Here is a 19,745-nt window from a genome sequence, read left to right on the forward strand (position 1 = left end):
GACTCCCTGCGAACGGAACACGCATATGCACGACTCCTACCGCGCACTGGCCAATCCGCCGTTCTCACCACCCGATATGCCACCGGCGCTCGTGGAGGAACTGCAGGACGCGCTCAATACGTTGGGCACACCAACCGCCGACGCCTTGACGGCGCTCTCCCCTGACATGGTGGAGCTGGCCTTCAACTCCCTCGCCCCCAAGGATCGCCAGCGGCTGCTGTCAAGGCTGGGCATCAAGATGGCGGCGCCTCGGCGGGCGAGCAAATCCCTCTGCCGTGACATCCTCGACCGTGCACTTCGGGAAGCCCGACACGAGCGCTGCCTCTGCGCGGCCCGATCCCTGACCCGGCGGGTCATCCAGGACGTGAACGACGCCGTCTGGGCTGCTGCCGGCTCCGCCCATGACTTGGACCCAGTCTCACGGTGGGGCTCATCCCTCGCCCTGGTCAGTGTCTTCGCCTGGTCCCAAGCCTCCGCGCTGGACGCCCGCACTTTCCTGTGGGCGGCCGAGCAGGGCTGGTTCGGCCTCAGCCTGGGCATCGGCGCCGACGCGCTGGCGGCGGTAGAGGCAGCGGCGGCCCAGGTCGTGGCGGCCACACCGGGCTTCAACCGGTCCAGGCATGACCACTCCGAAGCAGTGCGCGAGCCAGCCGGAGCTGAGGACGAGACCATGCCAGAGGTGGAGCCCGCCGCCGCGGCCGCTGAGGCACCCGAGGCCGACGGGCAGGAGGTATCGGACGCCTACGAGGCCCTGGAGCTCTCCGTGGCAGCGGCGAGGTCGGCGGCGGAGCGGATTGGAGATCTGCTCTCCCTTGGGTGCCCACCCGCAGAGAGCGACGTCCTACTGCTCTCCACGCTCCCCTCCGCGTTCGCGCGGATGCAGCAAGTCCTGGAAGCCGCTGGTGCGGGACGCGTCGAGCCGCGCCTGGACGACCTGGCTGCGGCGGTCGCGGCCTGCCTGACCGCACGGGAGCGGGACGGTCAGGCTCGCCTCCAACTCCGGAACCTGCTGGCGATCTCTTGCGCGACTAGCAGCGGCGCCGCCCAGGCCCTGGGGGTAGCCCACGAGCGGGCCCGCCAACTGCTCGCGGCAGAGCCGTGGGATCAGAGCGCCCACAGCAGCGCACAGGCCCTCTCGGCGCTGGTCGAACTCGTCGCACTGAGTGGACGCCAGGACGCCCTCGCGCAGGTGATCGAGAAGCAGCAGTTCGTGGGGCAGGTCCTGCCAGAATGCGTCATGGCAGCCGTGCTGTTCTCCGAGTTGGTCGGCCCGGCTCCGACCGGGGAGACCGAGCTCGAACCCGTTCACGGCGCAACTCTGTGGGTCCCTGCCGAGCCAACCGAGACGGACTCCGGATCGCCGACCCCGGTGCTGGGCGCGGCCGCCGCGAGTACGGAACACGCCGACCCCGATCCGGTTGACTCCGCGGTGGATCACCCGTCATCCCAGACGCCTGCGGTCGTGGCGGCACCGGCGGCCGACCGGGCGCAGGAAGATGCCACAACGTCAACGGTGTCCACTGCCACACCTCCGGCCATGGAGCGGCGGCACTCCAAGACAACGCCGGATGAGACGCCCGTCCCGGCACTCACCGAGATCGACGTCGTCGAGGACTCACTGCGCCGGCTCGTCACCGAGGGGCGCTTCGGGCTGGCCGCTCACCTCTCCCAGGCCGCCGAGCGTTCGGCGACCGAATCGGCGGTGCTCCGGCTGGCCGCCGCAGGCACAGCCCTGTGGCCGGGATCGAGCGTCGGAGCGCGCACCTTCGACGAGGCGTTGCAGCACTGGGACGCCATTGGCACACGATTCACGGCGGACACGGATCTCCTACTCCTGGCTCCGCTTGTCCGCGCCGCGCTGATCACCGGCGAGCCTGTCATCGGCGCCCAGCTGAAGACGCTCTCACCACGGCTGCCGGAGGCGCTCTCTGCGTTTGCCATCGCGGTGGCGGACGCCGCGCTCAGCGGCGCCCTGATGATCGCGCGTCCGATGGCCGTCAGCGCACATGCTTCGGAGTCCGAGTCCAGGCTGCGCGAGGTCGTCCAGCAATGCCAGGAGCTGCGCAAGCCGCCGCGCCTGCGCTTCCACCGCGCCACCCACATAGCCAAGCGCTGGCTCGCGCCGGACGGCCTTCTTGGTGCAACGCTCGTCGCAATGATTCAAGACGCACCCGACGCGAACGACAGGGCTCAGGACCTGCTCTCCCGGCTGGACCGGCTCCCCGACATCCACTCCGAAATCGATCGGATCGACCGGGAACTGCGTGGTCCAAGCGGACAGCAACTACAGGGCTCCGGCCGTCAAGACCTGGTGCAGATCATCGAGCGCACGACCGACACAGCCAAGACTTGGCTCGGCATCACCCAGGACGTCCAGCGACTCGGCGGCGCGGACAGCAACTGGGCCTTCCAGGAGGTCGCGGGCATGCGGCAGGCCGTTCTCGGCAACCGGGAACGGCTGCTCGGTGAGCTCGACTCCGCGATGAGGCGCTCGGAAGCACTGCGATCGGCGGCCGCGTGGGCGGCGCGCGAGGCGCTGACGGCGGTGCTGCACGAACTCGAACACGGTACCGCTGCCCAGCAGTTCGCTGCGGGGATCGACATCCGCGAGGTGATCGACGCCGAACTACTCAAGATCCCCGCCTTCAACGGCTCCCGCCCATCGGTGCCCGACCTGCTGGCCGCCGTCGACCGGAGCTGGCAGGAGGCTCTGGAGCTCCACGAGAGGCAGGACGCGTTCGGCGCTGCGTACCGGATTCTCGACCTCGCCACACAGAACGCCCTCCCCGGGAAGGTCTCCCTGCCGGTCGACGAGGCCCGCCGCCTCGCCCTGCTCGACACCGAGGTACGACGGCGGGGGGAGCTGGGTCGACGTCACGAAGAACTCGTGGCCGAGCTGCGCCGGGCCCAGGCAGACAGCGCGCTCTCCGACGACCAGGATCTCAACATTCAGGAACTGTTGAGTGACGCCGCCCCGGAGAGCGAAGACAGCATGTCCCGCGACCTCAGCGTGGTACGCCGCACTCTCGACACTGTGGCTGAGCTGCTGCCGCGTTACCGCACGGAAGCCGCCGACCGTCTGCGGGCCCGCCTCGACGCGGTGGTGGACCTCTCCGAGGCCGAGCGCACCCAGGTCCTGCGTCACCTGAACACCGACGGCCTCGCGACCGCCGCCGACCTCGTGTACTTCCTCGAACTCGGGGAGCCCGTACCTGAGATCGTATCCGCAGAGTCCCACCTCTCGGACTTCTTCCCGAGCGTCCCCGCAGACCTGCCCGACGGCATCACCGCCGAGCTGGTCGAGGCGGTGCGCGCTGGTGCCACCTATCGGAGGCTGCCCATCCTCGACTACGGCCGCCTGTCCGGCGACGAGGCCGAGCAGGCAGCCAAGGCCCTGGAGCAGTGGCGGGAGCTCACGGCGACCGAGCCCAAGGAACGGCAGAACGTCAACGTCCGAGTCCGGCTGCTGCCGGCCCTGAAGCTGCTCGGCTACGAGGCCAAGCAGGCGCGTCCCCTGCACGAGCTCCCGCGGAGCAACGAGTACCGGTTCGCCGACGTCTCCGAGATCGAGATCAACGGCCGTGCCTGGGCGCCCACGTTCGGGACGAAGATCCTGGAGAACGGCGGCAAGCTCCGCATCCTGATGCTGTGGGGCAGGCCGTCCGCAAAGCTACTGCTCAGCCGGGCCGCCCAGGAACCAAGTGGCGGCAGCCTGCTGGTCGTCTACTTCGGCACCCTCGGCAGCGATGCGCGGGGCGAGCTGGCGCGGGCCGCCCAGGGCGGCGCGCCGCTGATGGTGGTGGACGACGCCGCGCTCGCGTACCTCGCTGCGCACGGAAATCGCCAGGTCAGCGTGGCCACCGAGACCCTGCTCCCGTTCTCCGGGGTGAACCCGTACATCCGCGAGAAGCGCGGCCGGATCGGCCGGGAGATGTTCTACGGTCGCGACGCCGAACGCAAGAGCATCCTGGACCCGGACGGCACCCAGATCATCTTCGGTGGCCGCGGTCTCGGAAAGTCCGCCCTGCTCAACGACGCCGGCGACCGATTCGCAGAGCAGCAGCCCGGCTACCACGAGAAGCTGTATCTCAACCTGGACCATTACTACATCAGTAAGGCCACCGCCCTGGGCTCCGAGACCATCTGGAGCTTCCTGGAGCAGGAGCTCATGGAGCAGCGGGTGCTCGCGCGGCCGCAGCGCCGAAAGGCGCTGGAGACCAAGCCATACGAGCGGGTCCGCGCAGGGATCAAGGAGTGGCTCGCCGGAGAGCCGCGCCGGCGGCTGCTCATTTTGATGGACGAGTGCGACCTCTTCTTCGAGGCCGATGTCCCGTACTGCACCGAGACCCGCCGACTGCGGGGTCTGTGCGTCGAGACCCAAGGGCGCCTGAAGGTCGTCTTCGCCGGCCTCCACTCGGTCCAGCGGTTCACCCGGCTGGCACGCAACGGGCCGTTCAGCCATCTCGCACAGACCCCGACCGTCGTCGGGCCGCTCGCACCGCAGTTCGCCGCCGACCTGCTCGTCGCGCCGATGCGGGCGCTCGGCTTCGAGTTCACCGACATCGATCTGGTGAACCGGGTGCTCGGCTACTGCTCCTACCAGCCCTTTCTCCTGCAGATGTTCGGCAGCCGACTGGTCGAGGCGATGCAGCACCGACGCGCCAGGGGCGACCTGCTCGGCCCCCCGTACGCCATCCAGACCTCCGAAGTGGAGGCCGTGGAGTCGGATCCCTCGCTGCGAGCCGACATCACGGTCGCATTCAAGGAGACCCTGACCCTGGACGACCGGTACGACGTCATCGCGAACGTGCTCGCCAGACACGCCCGCGACTACGGCCTGGAGACCCGCCTGAGCGATGGTGAGCTCCGGGACGAGTGCGCCAGCTGGTGGCGTCGCGGCTTCGAGCAGCTGGACAGCGAAGGGTTCCGCGCATATCTCCAGGAGATGGTCGGCCTCGGAGTCCTGGCTCCCAACCACGACGGCCGGGGCTGGCACCTGCGAGGACCGAACGCGCTGCGGATGATCGGCACCGCCAAGGAGATCGAGACGCGATTGCTCAGCGCCGAAACCGAGTGCCGACTTGAGGAGACCGTCGTCCAGGAGGGGCGCCCTGGGCTCTCCGGCAGGCGAGCCGCGCCCCTGACCGTTACCCAGATCGACGATCTGCTGGGGAACCACTCCAACCAGGTGCGTGTGGTCTTGGGTACCCGGGCAACCGGTGTGGCGGACGTAGAAGAGACCCTGCGGGCGGTCACTGGACAAGTCGCGGGTTGGAACTTGCCCCCGATCGGACGTGTCAGCGTGTTCCGCCAGGAACTCACCGCGGGCCGCCCCGGTGAGCAGCGGGTCATCATCAGCGACCTCACGCGCCATCAGGCCAACGAGGAGGCCTGCCAGAACTCGTTGGCGCTCGCTGACACCCTGCTGCCGACCCGCGCCGGCGTGACCCGGTCCGTGGTACTGATCGCCGGCACCAGCCAACTCGGGCTTTGGCGGGACCTGCTGTCTGCCCCCGACATGGCCGCCTCCATCACCGTTCAGCTCAGGCGACACGACAAGCACTCGTTGAAGTCCTGGGCTCAGTACAGCAGCCTCTTCGTCTCGGAGGAACATTTGGCTCGTCTACTGTCCGTCACGGGAGGCTGGCCCATCCTCCTGGATCGAGCCGTCTTCTACGCGACCAGCGACGGCGAAAGCCAGGCACTCCGGAGGCTCCACGATGACCTCAAGGGCAAGGACCTCGCCCTCGATCTGGTGGACGCCGTGGGTGTCACCGCGGACCCGCTGGTGGCCTCGGGACTCCGGGCGGTAGTCGAGGAGTTCGGCGATGACTGGACGAGAGAGGGCGACGCCCTGACGGCCATGGAACTCAGCGGGCTGAACGCAGATGACGCCCAGTGGGCTCTGTCCTGCCTGGCGGCTTTCCAAGCCTTCGAACGGGAAAACTCTCAGCTGCGAATTGAACCGGTCCTGTACACCTGCTGGAGCAAACTCTGATTGACCATCAGATGGTCTTCCTGGGTTCGGCTCCGGCAGGAGCAGGAGCCGAACCCAGGAAGACCCACGCGGTCCGTGCGCTATGGGCGGAGCCAGCGAGCGCCGACCCGAGGCGGATCAGCCTGGATGGCCCACCCTGGTCGGGATCCACGGCCCGCCATCGCGCTGCGGATCGGCGTCGGCGGCCGACGGGGACGGGATCGCCGCGTCGTTAATGGCGGCGATCCGAGACGCACTGCCCGGATAGGCGCTGGGTGAGGATCCAGGCCACGACGGGCCCGGTGTGCGGATCGCCACCCATGCGCTGGATCTGTAGCCCGCAACGGCGGCGGTGCGGCTCACCTTCGACCGGACCATGGAGGACGCCCGCACGCTGGAGCCCGTCCTCGACAAGGCCAACGCCAGCTCCGCCCGCTCGGTGCGGCGAGGTCAGGTGAGCGGGCATCATGACCTGGAGCGGAATCGAGGAGGACGCATTGACCGGCCAGGACAGCGGTGTGAATCTGATCCACCTGGCTGACCACGACAACAGTGTCGTCGTCAGGGTGCTGAGCCGTCACGCGCCCGGAGTCCTCCAGGGCCATGACTGGCTGAACGCGGAAGTCATCGTCGCGAGCAGTTTCGCCAACGGGCGGCGGGCGTTCCTGCTCTTTCCCGAAAACCTCGCGAGCTGGGCCGCTGCCCTGGACACTCTCGCAGGCGGCCAAGACGTCCTATGGCTGGACGATGGCCACACCCCCGAGTTCCGCGTCGAGCTGAACAACCAGTTCGCATGCCCGGCCATCACGGTCGAGGACACCCCCGGCTGCGGAGTCTCCGTCTGCGTACCGGTCGACGTGCCCGACGGATGGATCGACGACCTGCGCTCATCTCTTCAGCAGGTCCTTGAGACCTGGCCGTCCGAAGTCGAGAAGACCGGCCCAGGCGTGTACCAGTGGCGCAGCCGCTGACCCCGCAGACACGAGGGATTCCTGCCGCTACCAGCCAGAACCCGTAGCTCCTCAGCGAGCTGGTCGTCCACCCTAACAAGGGTGTCAGCCCCGCGCTCGCGGGGGTAGCTCCGGCCGCCAGCGACACCGTGGAAGCTCACGCGCGCAACCCCGCGCCCGCAGGGGCCGACCCTGACCTCAGCATTCGGGCGAGTCCAGCTCCAGGTCGCTGACCAGCGAGAACACCGGTGGGGAAATGGTTCGTGTCGCCCCTCGGACACATTCGTAAGATGACCTGATCAGCTGGCTGATCAGGTCATCTTCGTTTTGGGGCTTGGGGCCGCGAGCAGTGCACCTACCGGACATCTCATCCGGCCAGGCCAGGCCAGGCTATGTGTCGGTACTCGTTGATGACACCGCCTGGAACGCGGGTGCGCAGAAGTCTGTGGCTCTCGAGGTCGTCCACGGCGATGGTCTGCTCGTGGGCGTCGGGTGGTAGCTGGCTGCGGGCGCGATGGGGACGGTGCTCGTTGTAGTGCTGCTGGTAGGCGGCCAGGACGTGCCGGGCGTGGGCCTCGTTCATGATGAGGACATGGTCCAGGGCCTCACGCCGGATGCTGCCGATCACCCGTTCGCAGTGGGCGTTCATCCGGGGAAACGCGCGGCGCGCTCTTGAGATCTCCCACACCGTAGATGCGGCGATCGGGTGCCCGCGGCGGGCGAGTTCACCCGGGATCCACTTGTGGCCCCACCCCGCGTTCTCCCGAGCCAGGCGTAGCACGAGGTTCTTGAGCGCCGCTCTCGTCGGCGGCCTCCCGGCCCAACTACTACAGCCAGAACCGTAGGTCACAGCCACAATCAAGAGTCTCTGAAGAACCCGCAGCGGTTCAGTAGCCCTTGGTGAAGTTGATCACGTACCACTTGACGGCAGTGGCGTTGTAGACCGCGGTGAGGAAGTCCCGCTTGTTCGGCGTCGTGGTGAGTGTGGTCGAGGAGATGGTGCTACCCAGGCCGAATGCGGAACTGAGGACGAGGGCGCGGCTTCCGGTGCCGTCCTGGATGAGCTCCCAGGTAATGCGTTGGCCGTCCGTGGGGTTGGTGGGGGTGCCCAGCGTTCTGTTGCCTTTGAGGGTGACGCGGAAGAGGTTTCCCAGTGCGGCGTTGGTGGCGATGGTGGCCGCATCGGTGAGGGTGACGGGGGCGGGGTCAACCTTGGCGTCGACGTAGTCCTTTCGCGTCAGGTGCTCGGCCAACGTCGGTGCGGCGGTGGTGGAGACGTTGCCTTCGTAGTAGGCGGCGTTCGAGCCGTAGACGAAACCGCTGGCCACCGTGCCGCCGGCGGTGTCGTTGATGACGTTGGTGTAGCCCGCCAGCGACAGGGGCGTCACGTTGCTGCAGTCGCCGAGGGTGGCCGAACAACCGGCGTCGACCGTAACCGAGTTGACCGCCGAGACGGCGGGCGTGTTCTCGGCGAAACCGAGGATGCTGACCGCTCGCGCGGCACCGGTGACCCAGATGCTGATGCTCGGGCTGTTGTAGGTGAAGGAGTTGTACAGGCCCACACCGATCGCGGCGTTGATCTTCCAACCGTAGCCGTCGTATCCGGTGCCGCGGTTGACCGCGGATTCGGCGCCGCATCCGGTGAAGCTGATGCCCTGACTGCCGACGCCGGTCACCTCGTAGCCGATGCCGCAGTAGTCGGCGGCGCAGCCGACGAAGGAACAGTAGGCCATGGTGTCGACATGGAAGCCGGCGTTGGTGTTGGTGTCGGCGTAGCAGGAGGCGAACGAGCAACTGGTTCCTGCGGCGCCTCCGGAGACACCGTGGATGCTCCAGCCGTGGTTGCCGTTGTTGGCCGAGGTCACGCCCTCGAACGTGGACACGATCGGGTTGGAGAGGTCGATTCCGGTGTCGCCGAAGAACTTCACGGTCATCCGCGCGAACGCCAGCGAGACGGTCGCGGGGTTGGCCGATCGGGTGAGCACGATCCCTTTGCCGCTGCCGCTGCCCGGCCCTTGGATGGTGAGATCCTGGACGGTCAACCGGGTGATGTCCGAGCCGGTCAGCCCGTTGGCGGTGGTGCTGCTCTGTGCGATCACCGACGAGCCGTCACTGACCCCCTCCAGAACGAGGTTGGAGCGGGCCACCAGCACTGAGGAGATCTTGTAGGTACCCGCGGGGAAAACGACCGTTCCACCGGAGGAGGGCACCGCGTTGATCGCGGTTTGAATCGCGGTGGTGTCGTCCGTGACGCCATTGGCGGTCGCGCCGTAGTCCAGGACGTTGAACCAGTAACTGGTTGCCATGATGATCTCCGTCCAAGCTCGCACGGTCGGTGGAGGGTGCTGCGGCTGGGACTGGCACTTCACCAGGGTCCGGTGGCCAGCCCCAACGGTCGATTAGAGCGATTCAAGCGAGCCCGTGATGGGAGCCTGGCCGCGTCAGAGAGCTGTACCTCGGTCATGGAATCCGGTACGGGCTGGCCAGGTAACGGGTGAGGGCACGTTCGTCGCCGCGCCGCGCCGGAATGCGATTTCACTGCACCTACTTAGCGTAATGGATGAGGCACTCTTCGTAAAGGGATTCGGTATTCCATCGCGCGGATGGTTCGTGGTGGCACTGTCGGCTTCTCGTTCATGACGCCACATCAGGCATCCAGCGCCACACCGGGCGACCGCGCCCACCGAGACGGCTGGTCACCGGCGATGACCGAGTTCAGCAGGGCCGTTACGAGGTGAGGCTGCCCACGGTCTCGCTGGTTGGGGCGGGGCTCCGGCGCCGACCTTAAGGAGTGGTCGAGGCGCCCGACCGTTCCTCGGCGTGCCGCATGCCTTCCATCTCCCCCTCGGGCGCATCCCCCCGCGCATCATCCCGGCGTGCCAGCGCTACGGGCCGTCATGTGCGGGGCATCCTGGGCCGGTGAGAGCGGATCGACGACGCGAGCGGTCGCCAGGGCGGGTCCTGGGCGTATCCGGGGACCGATCGTCTCCCCAGTCCCTCGACTGGTGGCGTGACGCGGTCTGCTACCAGGTCTACCTGCGCAGTTTCGCCGATGGAAACGGTGACGGCGTCGGGGACCTCGCCGGGCTCCACCAACGCCTGCACCACCTGGTCGATCTGGGGGTGGACGCTCTGTGGGTCAACCCGTGGTTCCCCTCGCCGATGGTCGACGGAGGCTACGACGTCGCCGACTACCGGGCCATCGATCCCGTCTTCGGCACCCTGACCAATGCCCGGGAGTTGATCGAGGAGATCCACGCTCTGGGCCTGCGGATCCTGATCGACATCGTGCCGAACCACACCTCCTCCCATCACCCGTGGTTCCGCGAAGCGCTGGCGGGCGGCCCGGAGTGCGTCGAGCGCGACCGCTACATCTTCAGACCGGGCAGCGGCCCGGGGGGCGACGCCCCGCCCAACAACTGGCGCAGCGTCTTCGGTGGTTCCGCGTGGACCCGGATCGTCGAAGCCGACGGCGGGGCCGGCCCGTGGTATCTCCATCTGTTCGCGCCCGAGCAACCCGACCTCAACTGGGACAGTCGCCTGGTCCGCCGTGAATTCGAGTCGATCCTGCGGTTCTGGTTCGATCTGGGGGTCGACGGGATCCGCATCGACGTTGCGCACGCCATGGTCAAGGCCCCGGGTCTACCCGACCTGGGTCCCCTGGACATGGAACTCGTCGCGTCGGCGGCCCATGCCGATCATCCCCACTGGGATCGCGACGGTGTCCACGAGATCTTCCGCGGCTGGCGCGCGGTGGCAGACTCCTACCCCGAGCCTCGCGTGTTCGTCGCCGAGGCGTGTGCACGCGCCTCCGAGCGCCTGGCCCGCTACGTCCGGGCCGATGAACTGCACACCGCCTTCAACTTCGACTATCTGACAGCCCCGTGGCGGGCGGCACACCTGCGCCTCGCGATCGACAGCTCCCTGACCGCGATGGGCGCCGTAGGTGCCCCGGCGACCTGGGCGCTCTCCAACCACGATGTCGTGCGGCACCTCACCCGCTTCGGGAGGCCGCAGCCCGACGGCCCGGTACACACCCTCGCCAACCACTCTCCGCCCGGCCCGGTCGACCTGGCCCTGGGCACGCGGCGCGCGCGGGCGGCCGCCCTGCTCATGCTGGCACTTCCGGGCTCCGTCTACCTGTACCAAGGCGAGGAACTGGGTCTGTGGGAGGTCGAGGACCTGCCCGACGAGACCCTGCAGGACCCCACCTGGGAGCGGTCGGGGCGCACCGACCGCGGCCGCGACGGCTCCCGCCTGCCGATGCCCTGGTCCGGCGATGCCCCGCCGTTCGGCTTCAGCCCCGAAGGCGCCGGCGCACTTCCATGGCTGCCACAGCCGCCGCACTGGAAGCATCTCACCGCCCAGTCACAGCGCGGCGACGAGCGGTCGATGCTCGAGCTCTACCGCAGGGCCCTGCACATCCGCCGGATCCACCCGGCCCTGGGCGACGGGGCGTTGGTCTGGGACCGTACGGCCGTACCCGACCTGCTGTCGTTCACACGCCCCTCCGGCTTCCAGTGCATCGTCAACTTCGGCTCGCAGGCGGTTCGCCTGGCGGACCACCGGGAGGTGTTGCTGAGCAGTGTTCGCCTGCAGGACGGGCTGCTGCCCGGCGACGCGGCCGTCTGGCTGGCCCGATGACATCCCTGGACCGTGTCCGGGGAGCAGGGAACTCGACTACCGAAGAACGAGGTTGGCAGCAGATGTCTGAATCGGTGAATCGTCCGCGGTTCGGAGCGCGGCCAGTCCGGGGAGTCATCTGGTCGGCTACTGGTCAATCCCCCTCCGTGCCCGCCCGATTCCAGCGGAAGTCGTGGATGAGGGCCTGGTGGACGTGGGTGATGCTGCTGGCATTGGTCTCCACTGGCACCGATCTCGGATCTGCCTCGCGTGGGGAGACTTCTTTCACGGTCCGCAGAGTCACCAGCGGGGCCTATATCCCCGACCCCTCCGGGGATCCTGCCGGATGGCACGACCAGTTGGACCGCTACGACGCTGCCGTGGGCCGGCGGCCCAGCGTGGTGCAGTGGTACGTCCAGTGGGAGGGGCGGCAGCCGTTCCCCGCCTCCGACGCCGCCTACGTCCGCTCGCGCGACCAGACGCCGCTCATCACGTGGGAGTCCTGGGACTGGACCGGCGACGCGAACCAGCCCGCCTACGCACTGTCGAACATCCTCGCCGGGAGCTTCGACCCCTACATCACACAGTGGGCGACCGCCGCGAGGGACTTCGGCACCACCGTCTACCTGCGATGGGGCGCGGAGATGAACGGGAACTGGAACCCATGGGATCCGGGAGTCAACGGGAACACCACCGCGCAGTACGTGGCGACGTGGAAGCACATCCGCGCCATCTTCACCACGGTCGGTGCAACCAACGTGAAGTGGCTGTGGACGCCGATCAACCAGTACGCCGGCTCGACGCCCCTGTCCACGCTCTACCCGGGCGACGGGTATGTCGACCTGGTGGGCGTGGACGGCTACAACTGGGGCACCTCCCGGAGCGGAAGTACCTGGCAGACCTTCACCGAGGTCTTCAACCCCACCATCGCCACGATCCGTACCCTCACTCCGAAGCCGCTCTGGCTCACGGAGGTCGGCTGTACGGAGCTGGGCGGTGACAAGGCCGCCTGGATCACGGCCATGTTCGCCGCCATCGCCGGCGACAACCGGATCAGCGCCCTGGTGTGGTTCAACGCCGACAAGGAGACCGACTGGCGCGTCTGGTCTTCCCCCGCAGCCTTGAGCGCCTTTCGGACCGGCATCGCAGCCCCGCTCTACACCACCGCGTGAGGTCGGGAAGTGCCACGAGCGCGCTCGGCCCGCGCCGGGAAACGCCAGTCGGCGATGGCCGATCAGTGGACAGTTCAGGCGCAGGGCCGCCGACTCCACCCGGCGGTCCGGCAGATCCGCGGCAGCCCCCCAGCGGTGAACATGATGCTCCGTTCGGGGCAACAGCCCCCTTCGATCGACGCAGCACGGCATGACAATCCACTAGGTGCGCCGCCCCGGCTTCAGCCTGAGCACCTGGGCGCCGCGGAATGCTGAGGAGTCGCTGGTGGGCCTGTTCGGACCGACGCGGAGACAGTCACGCAAAGAGGCACGGGGGCCCGCGTTCGTGCGCAGGCCCAGGAACCTGACCCGGGAGGGCCGCACCAAGCCCGGCCACATTTCTGACCTGCGGCACGCAGGACCCGGCCGGATCGTCGTGCTGGTGCCCGCACACAACGAGGAAGCGCTCATCGGCGAGACCCTGGAGTCGCTCGCGGCCCAGACCAGGCCCCCCGACGAGATCATCGTGGTAGCCGACCGCTGCACCGACCTCACGGCTGAAATCAGCGCCGCCCACGGCGCCGAGGCCGTCGAGACGGTCGGCAACACGCAGGACAAGGCAGGCGCCCTCAACCAGGTCCTGGCTCGGCTGCTGCCGTTGCTGTCCGAGGACGACGCCGTCATGGTCATGGACGCCGACACCTCCCTCTCACCCGAGTTCATCGCCGGGGCAGGCCGGCGCCTGCGCCACCAGGAACCGGACCAAGCACCTATCGGCGGCGTGGGCGCCATCTTCTTCGGCTACCCCCTGCGCGGTCTGGTCTGCCACCTGCAGAACAACGAGTACGTGCGCTACGCGCGTGAACTCCACCGCCGCCACGGCCGCGCCGATGTCCTCACCGGCACCGCCTCCCTCTACCCGGTGCACGCCCTGCGCCAGGTCCACGAGGCCCGCGCCCACGGCTCCCTGCCCCGAGGGCGGGAGGTCTACGACGTGGAGTCGCTGACCGAGGACAACGAACTGACCCTCGCCCTCAAACACCTGGGCTACCGGTGCGTATCACCGTGCGCCTGCATCGTGGGCACCGAACTCATGCCCACCTGGTCCCGGCTGTACTACCAGCGGCTGCGCTGGCAACGCGGCGCCCTGGACAACCTCAAGGCCTACGGCATCACCCGGGTCACGCTGCCCTACGTCTGCCGGCAACTGCTCACCTACCTCAGCGTGGCCTTCGTCCCCTTCTTCCTCACCGTCCTGCTGTACTACACCGTCAGCAAGGGCTTCCCCGGGTGGCCGTGGTTCTGGCTCGCGATCACCTCCGTCGCCGCTTTCGAACGTATCTGGGCCGCCAAACGCGGCGGATGGAAGGCCCTGGTCCTGGCCGCCGCGATCGTGCCGGAGGTCCTCTTCGACCAGTTCCTCAACGTGATCTACGCCAAGGCACTCATCGACATACTGACCGGCACAGGCGCCACCTGGGAACGCACGCGCAGCCGCGGCCGTCGCCTGCGCGAGGCGATCACCACTGCGGTGGGCTTCACCCTCCTGCTCGCCTCCGTCGTGGGCCTGGCATTCGCCTGTATCGCACTCGGGATCGCCTGGACCCTGATCGCGCTCTTCGTCCTGTGCGGCGTTGCCGCAGCCGCCGTCCGCCTCAGCCGCCTCCACCCCCTCGGTCTCCTCCTCTCCCTGCCCAGCGGCGAGCAGATGCACGGCGAAATTCCGCCCTGGCGCCAATGACTAGCTGTCAGGAGATGTGAAGCGGAGTGGTTCTGTTCCAGCGCCATGGACAACATGACCGCCTGCTCCGCGCGCCTGCAGGGGTGGCCCCCCGGACCACTTGGAAGCAGTGGAGCACACTACAAGGACCCGACCATCACTCGAATGAGTGACGGCCAGTCAGGCGCCTTCCACTCGCCGTGCCCTACCGGCATGCTGCACCTGGGACATCGACACTCGAACCGCCCTTCATGAGCATTGGCGCTTGGGCGATGATCAGGGTGCCACTGGGGCCAGTTCGCCCAGTACGCCCGATCGCCGTGGGGTAACGGTCCGTGTCCCCCTCGGACACCAGCGGAGACCCCACTTCAGGTGGGGTTTTTCTGTTTTCCGGACCCTGGCGTGGCCAACCACGTGGCCAACGGGAACGGGCTGGACCGGCCCGGACGGCCCCGTGCGCCGCGCGCGCCGAGTGGGGTGGCCAGGAGGGTGTCGCGGTCCGGCGGGCGCGGGCTCGGTACCTGCTGCGCACCCACGCCCGCCGCCACTGGTGCTCGGTACGCTGCGGCGACCGCGCCCGCGCGGCCCGCGCCTACGCCCGCCGCACGCGGGCCGAAGGGGACTGACACCGGGTCCGACACGGCTCAACGGCCCTTCCGGGACGCCTCGGACGGGAACGACTGGCGGAAAACCCTGTTCGGGGAGCGCTTTTGGAACTGATCTGGGAGTCCGGACGGGACTTCATCATGGCCCGCTACATCGCCTCTCATCAGCAACTCCTCTTCAGGAGCGACAAGGGCATGGGGGGTCGCACGCGACTGGAGGTCGCCTTCGGCCCGGTCCAGTACCTGAGTCTGCACACGCTGGTCTACGAGAACTTCTCGATCTTCGAGCTCTCACCCGAGGAGCTGGAACTGTGCTCACCCCGACCGGCCACCGTGGCATCGAGCTGCAAGATCTACGGGATCGGCTCGCCGAAGCCCACCGGGCTGGTCATCGCCCCCGGGTACGCGAGCTTGGAGGATGACGGGAACTACTGGGAGCCGAGCAACCTGCTCCGATTCGACTCCTGACCGCGTCCGCGCGCAATGGTCCGACCCTGCGGCGGGGATCGACGGGTCAGCGCCCGGTCCGGGGGCGGATTCGACCAGTCGGGCTAGGGCCTGTCGTCAGACCCCCTTCGTCGCCCGCAGGGCGGCTTGGCGGCGTCAGGTGCGTGCTCTCGGCGTGCCGGGCGCAGGCCCTCGTACTGGACGTACTTGGGCCTGTGCCCGGTGCGGCGAGAGTGCGTGCATGGCGTCGCCGAGCAGAAGGGGGTCTGACGACAGGCCCTTGCGGGTCCGGGCCGTTCTGGTTGCGCCTCGGCGTCCTGGCAGCTTCCACCGTGGCCGGCCGGGTCCCGTCCGCGAGTTGCCGCGGCCCGGGCCCGGCTTCACGATGAGCGCAACAGACAGGCGCTGGTGGATCCGCTCCGCCACCGTCCGAGGAGGCGCTGTGGCCAGATATTTCGCGACCTCTCAGGAGACGTTGGTCACCGATGCTCTGACCGGTTTCGCCAGGGTGCACCGCGGTCTTGTCGCGCACCACGCCGAGGACGGCTATCTGCACGCCCGGCAGCGGTCGGCGTCGCGCCGGGTCGGACTGCTCTCCGGGGGCGGGTCCGGGCACGAACCGATGCACATCGGCTTCGTCGGCGCGGGGATGCTGGACGCGGCCTGCCCCGGCCAGGTCTTCGCCTCGCCGCACAACCGGCAGCTCTTCAAGGCCTCCTGCGCGGTCGCCGGCCCGGAGGGCGTGCTGCACATCGTCAAGAACTACACCGGGGACCGGATCAACTTCGGGATCGCGGCCGAGCGGCTGGCGCACCACGGGATCGCGTGCGCCCGGGTGTTGGTGGACGATGACCTCGCCTCCGACTCGACGGAGGTGGCGGTGGGCCGGCGGGGCACCGCCGCGACGGTGCTGGTGGAGAAGATCCTCGGCGCGGCCGCGGATCGGGGCGACTCACTGGCCCAGCTCGCCGGACTCGGCGCCCGGCTGGTCGCCCGGTGCCGGAGCGTGGCCGTGGCGGCTGCCGCGCACACCACCCCCGCCACCGGGCGGGCCGCCTACCTGCTGCCGCCCGGGATGATCGAGTTCGGCGTGGGCATCCACGGTGAACGGGCCGCCCGCTCCGTGCCGCAGGGGTCGCTCGGTGATCTGGTGGAGCAGATGGCCGAGGCGCTGGTCGCCGCGCTGCGGCCGGAACCGGCCGCGCCGGTGATCGGGCTGGTGAACGGGCTGGGTGCGGTGACCAGCCTGGAGCTGTACGCCGTCGCGGACGAGGCGGTGCGGGCGCTGGAAGGCCACGGGGTGCGGGTGGCCCGCTGCCTGGTCGGCAACTTCTCCACGGCGCTGGACACGCGGGGCTTCTCGCTCTCGCTGCTGGTCGCCGACGACGAGGTGCTCGGGCTGTACGACGCACCGGTGCGCACCCCCGCGCTCCGGTGGTCGCGGCCGATGGCGATGGAGGCAGTGCAGTGACGACATTCGACGGAACGTTCACCTACGGCTGGCTCCAGCGCTTCGCCGGTTCGGTGGCCGCCACCGAACCGGAGCTCACCGAGCTGGATCAGCAGGCGGGCGACGGCGACTTCGGCGTCAACCTGCTGGCCGGTGTGTCCTTCGCGATGACGGCGATGGCAGCGATGACGGCGACGGACCGGTTGCCGGACGGGCGGCTGCCGGCTGCCCGGCCGCTCCAGGTGGCCGCGACCGCCTTCCTGGACGAGGTGGGCGGGACCAGCGGGCCGCTCTTCGGGCTGGTGCTGCACCACCTCGCCGAGGCCGCCGTGCACCCGGTCCTCAGCACGCCGGACCTGGCCCGCGGCGCCGCGGCGGGGCTGGCGGCGGTGCAGCGGGTCGGCGAGGCGGTGCCCGGCGACAAGACGCTCGTCGACGCGCTGGCACCGGCCGCGCTGGCCCTGGAGTTGTGCGCACCGGACACGCCGGTGGACCGCGCGCTGCTGGCGGCGGCGGAGGCCGCGTTCCAGGGGGTGCGGTCCACCAGACTGCTGTGCGCGCGCCGGGGTCGGGCCAGCTACCTGGGTGAGCGGGCGTCAGGGATCCCCGACCCGGGCGCGGTGGGCGTGGGTCTGCTCTTCTCCTCGGCGGCGAAGCGGCTGACCACCCTGGGCCCGCTGCTGGCGGACACCGGCCTCGGGTGGGCGGAGCCGGGCGCGCCGGTTCCGGCGGGCTGAGCGGGCCGAGCGAGGCCGAGTGGGCTGAGCGAAGCCGAGCGGGCTCAGCGAGGCCGAGGGGTCACGGCAGGGCGGCGGTTTCGCGCCCTGCCGGGACCCCTCGGCGGTTCGGCCGGCGCCGGGTCAGAGCGCCGGGCAGCGGGCCGGTCGGCTCGCGGCCCAGGCCAGGACGGCGGGGTCGGCCAGGGTGGTGACCCAGAGGTCGGTCAGGGCGGTCTCCTGCTCGCCGGGGTGCGGGCCCACGCCGAGCACCCGCAGACCCGCGCGGACGGCGGACTGGATGCCGCAGGCGGAGTCCTCGACGGCCAGCGCCTCGGCGGGGACCGCGCCGCACAGCTCGACGGCGGCCAGGTAGAGGGCCGGGTCCGGCTTGGGCGCCAGGCCGTCCTCCGGCACCACGACGTGCGCGAAGCAGGAGAGCAGCCCGGCCTGGTCCAGGCTCGACTCGACGACGTCGCGCGGGCAGTTGCTGGCCACCGCCAGCGGGGCGAACTCCGCTGCTGCGAAGACGAGTTCGCTGGCCCCGGGGCAGGTGACCGGGTTCTCGGCGACGAGCTTGCGGAAGACGTCGAGGAGTTGACGGGTCATCTCCTGGGCCAGCTGGGGCCGGCCGGCGGTCTCGGCCATCAGACGGCCGCACTGGGTGTAGTGCAGCCCCTTGGCGCGGTCCGCGAAGGTGACGTCGGGCGCGACGCCGTGACCGCGGAGCACCAGCTCCCGGGCGTCCTGCCAGTGCTGCTCGCTGTCCATGAGGGTGCCGTCGCAGTCGAAGACCACAGCGGCGGGAGTCCAGTTGAGGATCGATTCTTTCGCCATGCCTCTACCGTTCGTGAGGGAAAGGAGGAGTACGGGGAGCGAATGCCGTGACCGATCGCGCAGGCGTGAGGGGAAACGCGGCGAACTCGCAGATTGCGACTCCGGGCCCGCCACTGAACGCGGAGCCCGGTAACCGGTGAGGGGCGGCCGTGTGCACCCAACCGCCCTGCTCCGGCCCACCCGAGCGGGGCGAGCCGGAACATAACGACCGCAACGTTATGGTCGCTATGGTTCGGAGTCAAACAACTCCGGGGCGTGTTCGCGAACCGGTCCTGGAATACCGGAGCACGCCGACGGCGGTCGCGCCCTCCCCCTGCCGGATCCGGAAGACGCAGGTCGTGTCGTACACGGTGCACCGGACCGTGGCCGGCGGGCTGAACTCGGTGAACCGCAGCGCGCGCAGGGCGCAGGCGACCGGGCGCAGCAGGCGCCCGGCGCTCTGCACCGCCACCGCCTGGCGCGCCGCCTCCAGCAGGGTCACGCCGGGCACGTGGTCACTGTCGTGGTCGAAGAAGTACGGATGCCGCGGGTCGACCGGATCCACCCGTACTCCGTCCGGGCGGACGGCGAGCATCACGTCCTGCGGGGAGGCCACGCCCAGGCTCTCCGGCGTCGGGCGCGGGGCGGCGCTCGGCGACTGCCCGTCCGGGCCCGGCACCGCCCCGCGCAGCGCCGCGTACTGCTCGGCGCCCAGGATCCGCGCACCGCCCTCGGCCCGGGCGAACGGCCGTCCCCGGGCCAGGAAGCGGGCGCTCAGCCGCATGCCCGACAGCGCGCCGGACGCCGCGCTGCGGCGGAGGTCGCTCATCGCCACCAGGCAGGTCACCTCGGTGGCGCCGTACCGGACCAGCGGCTCGGCCTCGGGGTCGAGTTCGTAGCGGACGTCCGTGATCAGGAAGTGCGAGCGGGACGGGGTGGCGCAGTACCGCAGCGGCAGGTAGATGCCCAGTTGCCGCAGGGTCTCGACGATCATCAAGGGGTTGTGCACGCCGCACCCGCCGCGCGGGAAGGTGGGGTGGGAGAGCGGCCACTGGGCCGCGGCCGTGAACCGCCCGGCCCCGCAGGGCCGCACATCCGTCAGCAGCACCTCGGCCACCGAGAGGCGGTGTACCAACTCGCGCGGCACCGTGCGCGACCAGCTGAGGGGGCGGGTCGCCCCGGTGGCCGAGCGGTGTCCGCCATTGCGCGACGCGGATTCCCAATTATGCATACGAATAGCACATATCAAGCCTTCCGAAAACGCATGTGGGGTCCGTCCGCGAGCGGGGC

12 protein-coding genes and 1 pseudogene are annotated in these 19,745 nt (G+C 69.4%); 9 read left to right on the forward strand and 4 right to left on the reverse strand.

The features are described 5' to 3' along the window. The first annotated feature begins 25 nt into the window (after positions 1–25). Together OG403_RS08340 and OG403_RS08345 are read left to right on the forward strand one after the other, a co-directional pair. Positions 26–5,998, forward strand: coding sequence for a hypothetical protein (locus tag OG403_RS08340; RefSeq protein ID WP_329562741.1), 5,973 nt, complete (start codon positions 26–28; stop codon positions 5,996–5,998). 446 nt (positions 5,999–6,444) lie between these two features. Continuing rightward, positions 6,445–6,948, forward strand: coding sequence for a DUF5959 family protein (locus OG403_RS08345; protein WP_329562742.1), 504 nt, complete (start codon positions 6,445–6,447; stop codon positions 6,946–6,948). 346 nt (positions 6,949–7,294) lie between these two features. Here the strand turns inward: OG403_RS08345 and OG403_RS08350 are convergent, their stop codons facing one another. Both OG403_RS08350 and OG403_RS08355 read right to left on the reverse strand, forming a co-directional pair. Then, positions 7,295–7,783 carry an integrase core domain-containing protein gene (locus tag OG403_RS08350; RefSeq protein ID WP_329562744.1) on the reverse strand — a complete coding sequence of 163 codons (489 nt, stop codon included), beginning with the start codon at positions 7,781–7,783 and terminating at the stop codon, positions 7,295–7,297. A 31-nt stretch (positions 7,784–7,814) separates the two neighbouring features. Further along, positions 7,815–9,233, reverse strand: a complete 1,419-nt coding sequence (locus tag OG403_RS08355; RefSeq protein WP_329562746.1) for a glycosyl hydrolase family 28-related protein — start codon at positions 9,231–9,233, stop codon at positions 7,815–7,817. Positions 9,234–9,888: 655 nt separating this feature from the next. Here OG403_RS08355 and OG403_RS08360 point away from each other — a divergent pair. The 7 genes and pseudogenes from OG403_RS08360 to OG403_RS08390 all read left to right on the forward strand — a co-directional run bounded on the left by OG403_RS08360 (position 9,889) and on the right by OG403_RS08390 (position 17,660). Beyond that, entirely contained in the window at positions 9,889–11,571 is a 1,683-nt protein-coding gene (locus OG403_RS08360; RefSeq protein ID WP_329572183.1) for a glycoside hydrolase family 13 protein, read from the forward strand. A 338-nt stretch (positions 11,572–11,909) separates the two neighbouring features. Then, positions 11,910–12,722: a glycoside hydrolase family 26 protein gene (locus tag OG403_RS08365; protein WP_329562748.1), complete on the forward strand. Its 813-nt coding sequence runs from the start codon at positions 11,910–11,912 to the stop codon at positions 12,720–12,722. A 205-nt stretch (positions 12,723–12,927) separates the two neighbouring features. Next, positions 12,928–14,442 carry a glycosyltransferase gene (locus tag OG403_RS08370; RefSeq protein ID WP_329562749.1) on the forward strand — a complete coding sequence of 505 codons (1,515 nt, stop codon included), beginning with the start codon at positions 12,928–12,930 and terminating at the stop codon, positions 14,440–14,442. A 494-nt stretch (positions 14,443–14,936) separates the two neighbouring features. Then, positions 14,937–15,047, forward strand: a pseudogene (locus tag OG403_RS08375) (CGNR zinc finger domain-containing protein); the annotation flags it as partial. An 84-nt stretch (positions 15,048–15,131) separates the two neighbouring features. Next, the gene (locus OG403_RS08380; RefSeq protein WP_329562750.1) at positions 15,132–15,494 is read left to right on the forward strand and encodes a hypothetical protein; all 363 of its coding nucleotides are present in this window, start codon (positions 15,132–15,134) and stop codon (positions 15,492–15,494) included. A gap of 421 nt (positions 15,495–15,915) precedes the next feature. Then, entirely contained in the window at positions 15,916–16,944 is a 1,029-nt protein-coding gene (locus tag OG403_RS08385; RefSeq protein WP_329562752.1) for a dihydroxyacetone kinase subunit DhaK, read from the forward strand. Further along, positions 16,941–17,660, forward strand: a complete 720-nt coding sequence (locus tag OG403_RS08390) for a DAK2 domain-containing protein (RefSeq protein ID WP_329562754.1) — start codon at positions 16,941–16,943, stop codon at positions 17,658–17,660. The genes OG403_RS08385 and OG403_RS08390 overlap by 4 nt, the downstream gene beginning before the upstream one ends. 123 nt (positions 17,661–17,783) lie before the next feature. On the opposite strand, the gene OG403_RS08395 is transcribed toward OG403_RS08390, so the two are convergent. Both OG403_RS08395 and OG403_RS08400 read right to left on the reverse strand, forming a co-directional pair. Then, positions 17,784–18,476 carry an HAD family hydrolase gene (locus tag OG403_RS08395; RefSeq protein WP_329562756.1) on the reverse strand — a complete coding sequence of 231 codons (693 nt, stop codon included), beginning with the start codon at positions 18,474–18,476 and terminating at the stop codon, positions 17,784–17,786. A gap of 238 nt (positions 18,477–18,714) precedes the next feature. Then, positions 18,715–19,686, reverse strand: coding sequence for a ScbA/BarX family gamma-butyrolactone biosynthesis protein (locus tag OG403_RS08400; protein ID WP_329562758.1), 972 nt, complete (start codon positions 19,684–19,686; stop codon positions 18,715–18,717). Between the last annotated feature and the right edge of the window lie 59 nt (positions 19,687–19,745).

The organism is Kitasatospora sp. NBC_01266 (assembly GCF_036242395.1).
Taxonomy (GTDB): Bacteria; Actinomycetota; Actinomycetes; order Streptomycetales; family Streptomycetaceae; genus Kitasatospora.

Excerpts from the sequence above, each read along its gene's own strand:
- OG403_RS08340 (WP_329562741.1), top strand. The coding sequence starts at position 26 with ATGCACGACTCCTACCGCGCACTGGCCAATCCGCCGTTCTCACCACCC.
- OG403_RS08345 (WP_329562742.1), top strand. The coding sequence starts at position 6,445 with ATGACCTGGAGCGGAATCGAGGAGGACGCATTGACCGGCCAGGACAGC.
- OG403_RS08355 (WP_329562746.1), bottom strand. The coding sequence starts at position 9,233 with ATGGCAACCAGTTACTGGTTCAACGTCCTGGACTACGGCGCGACCGCC.
- OG403_RS08395 (WP_329562756.1), bottom strand. The coding sequence starts at position 18,476 with ATGGCGAAAGAATCGATCCTCAACTGGACTCCCGCCGCTGTGGTCTTC.
- OG403_RS08400 (WP_329562758.1), bottom strand. The coding sequence starts at position 19,686 with ATGCATAATTGGGAATCCGCGTCGCGCAATGGCGGACACCGCTCGGCC.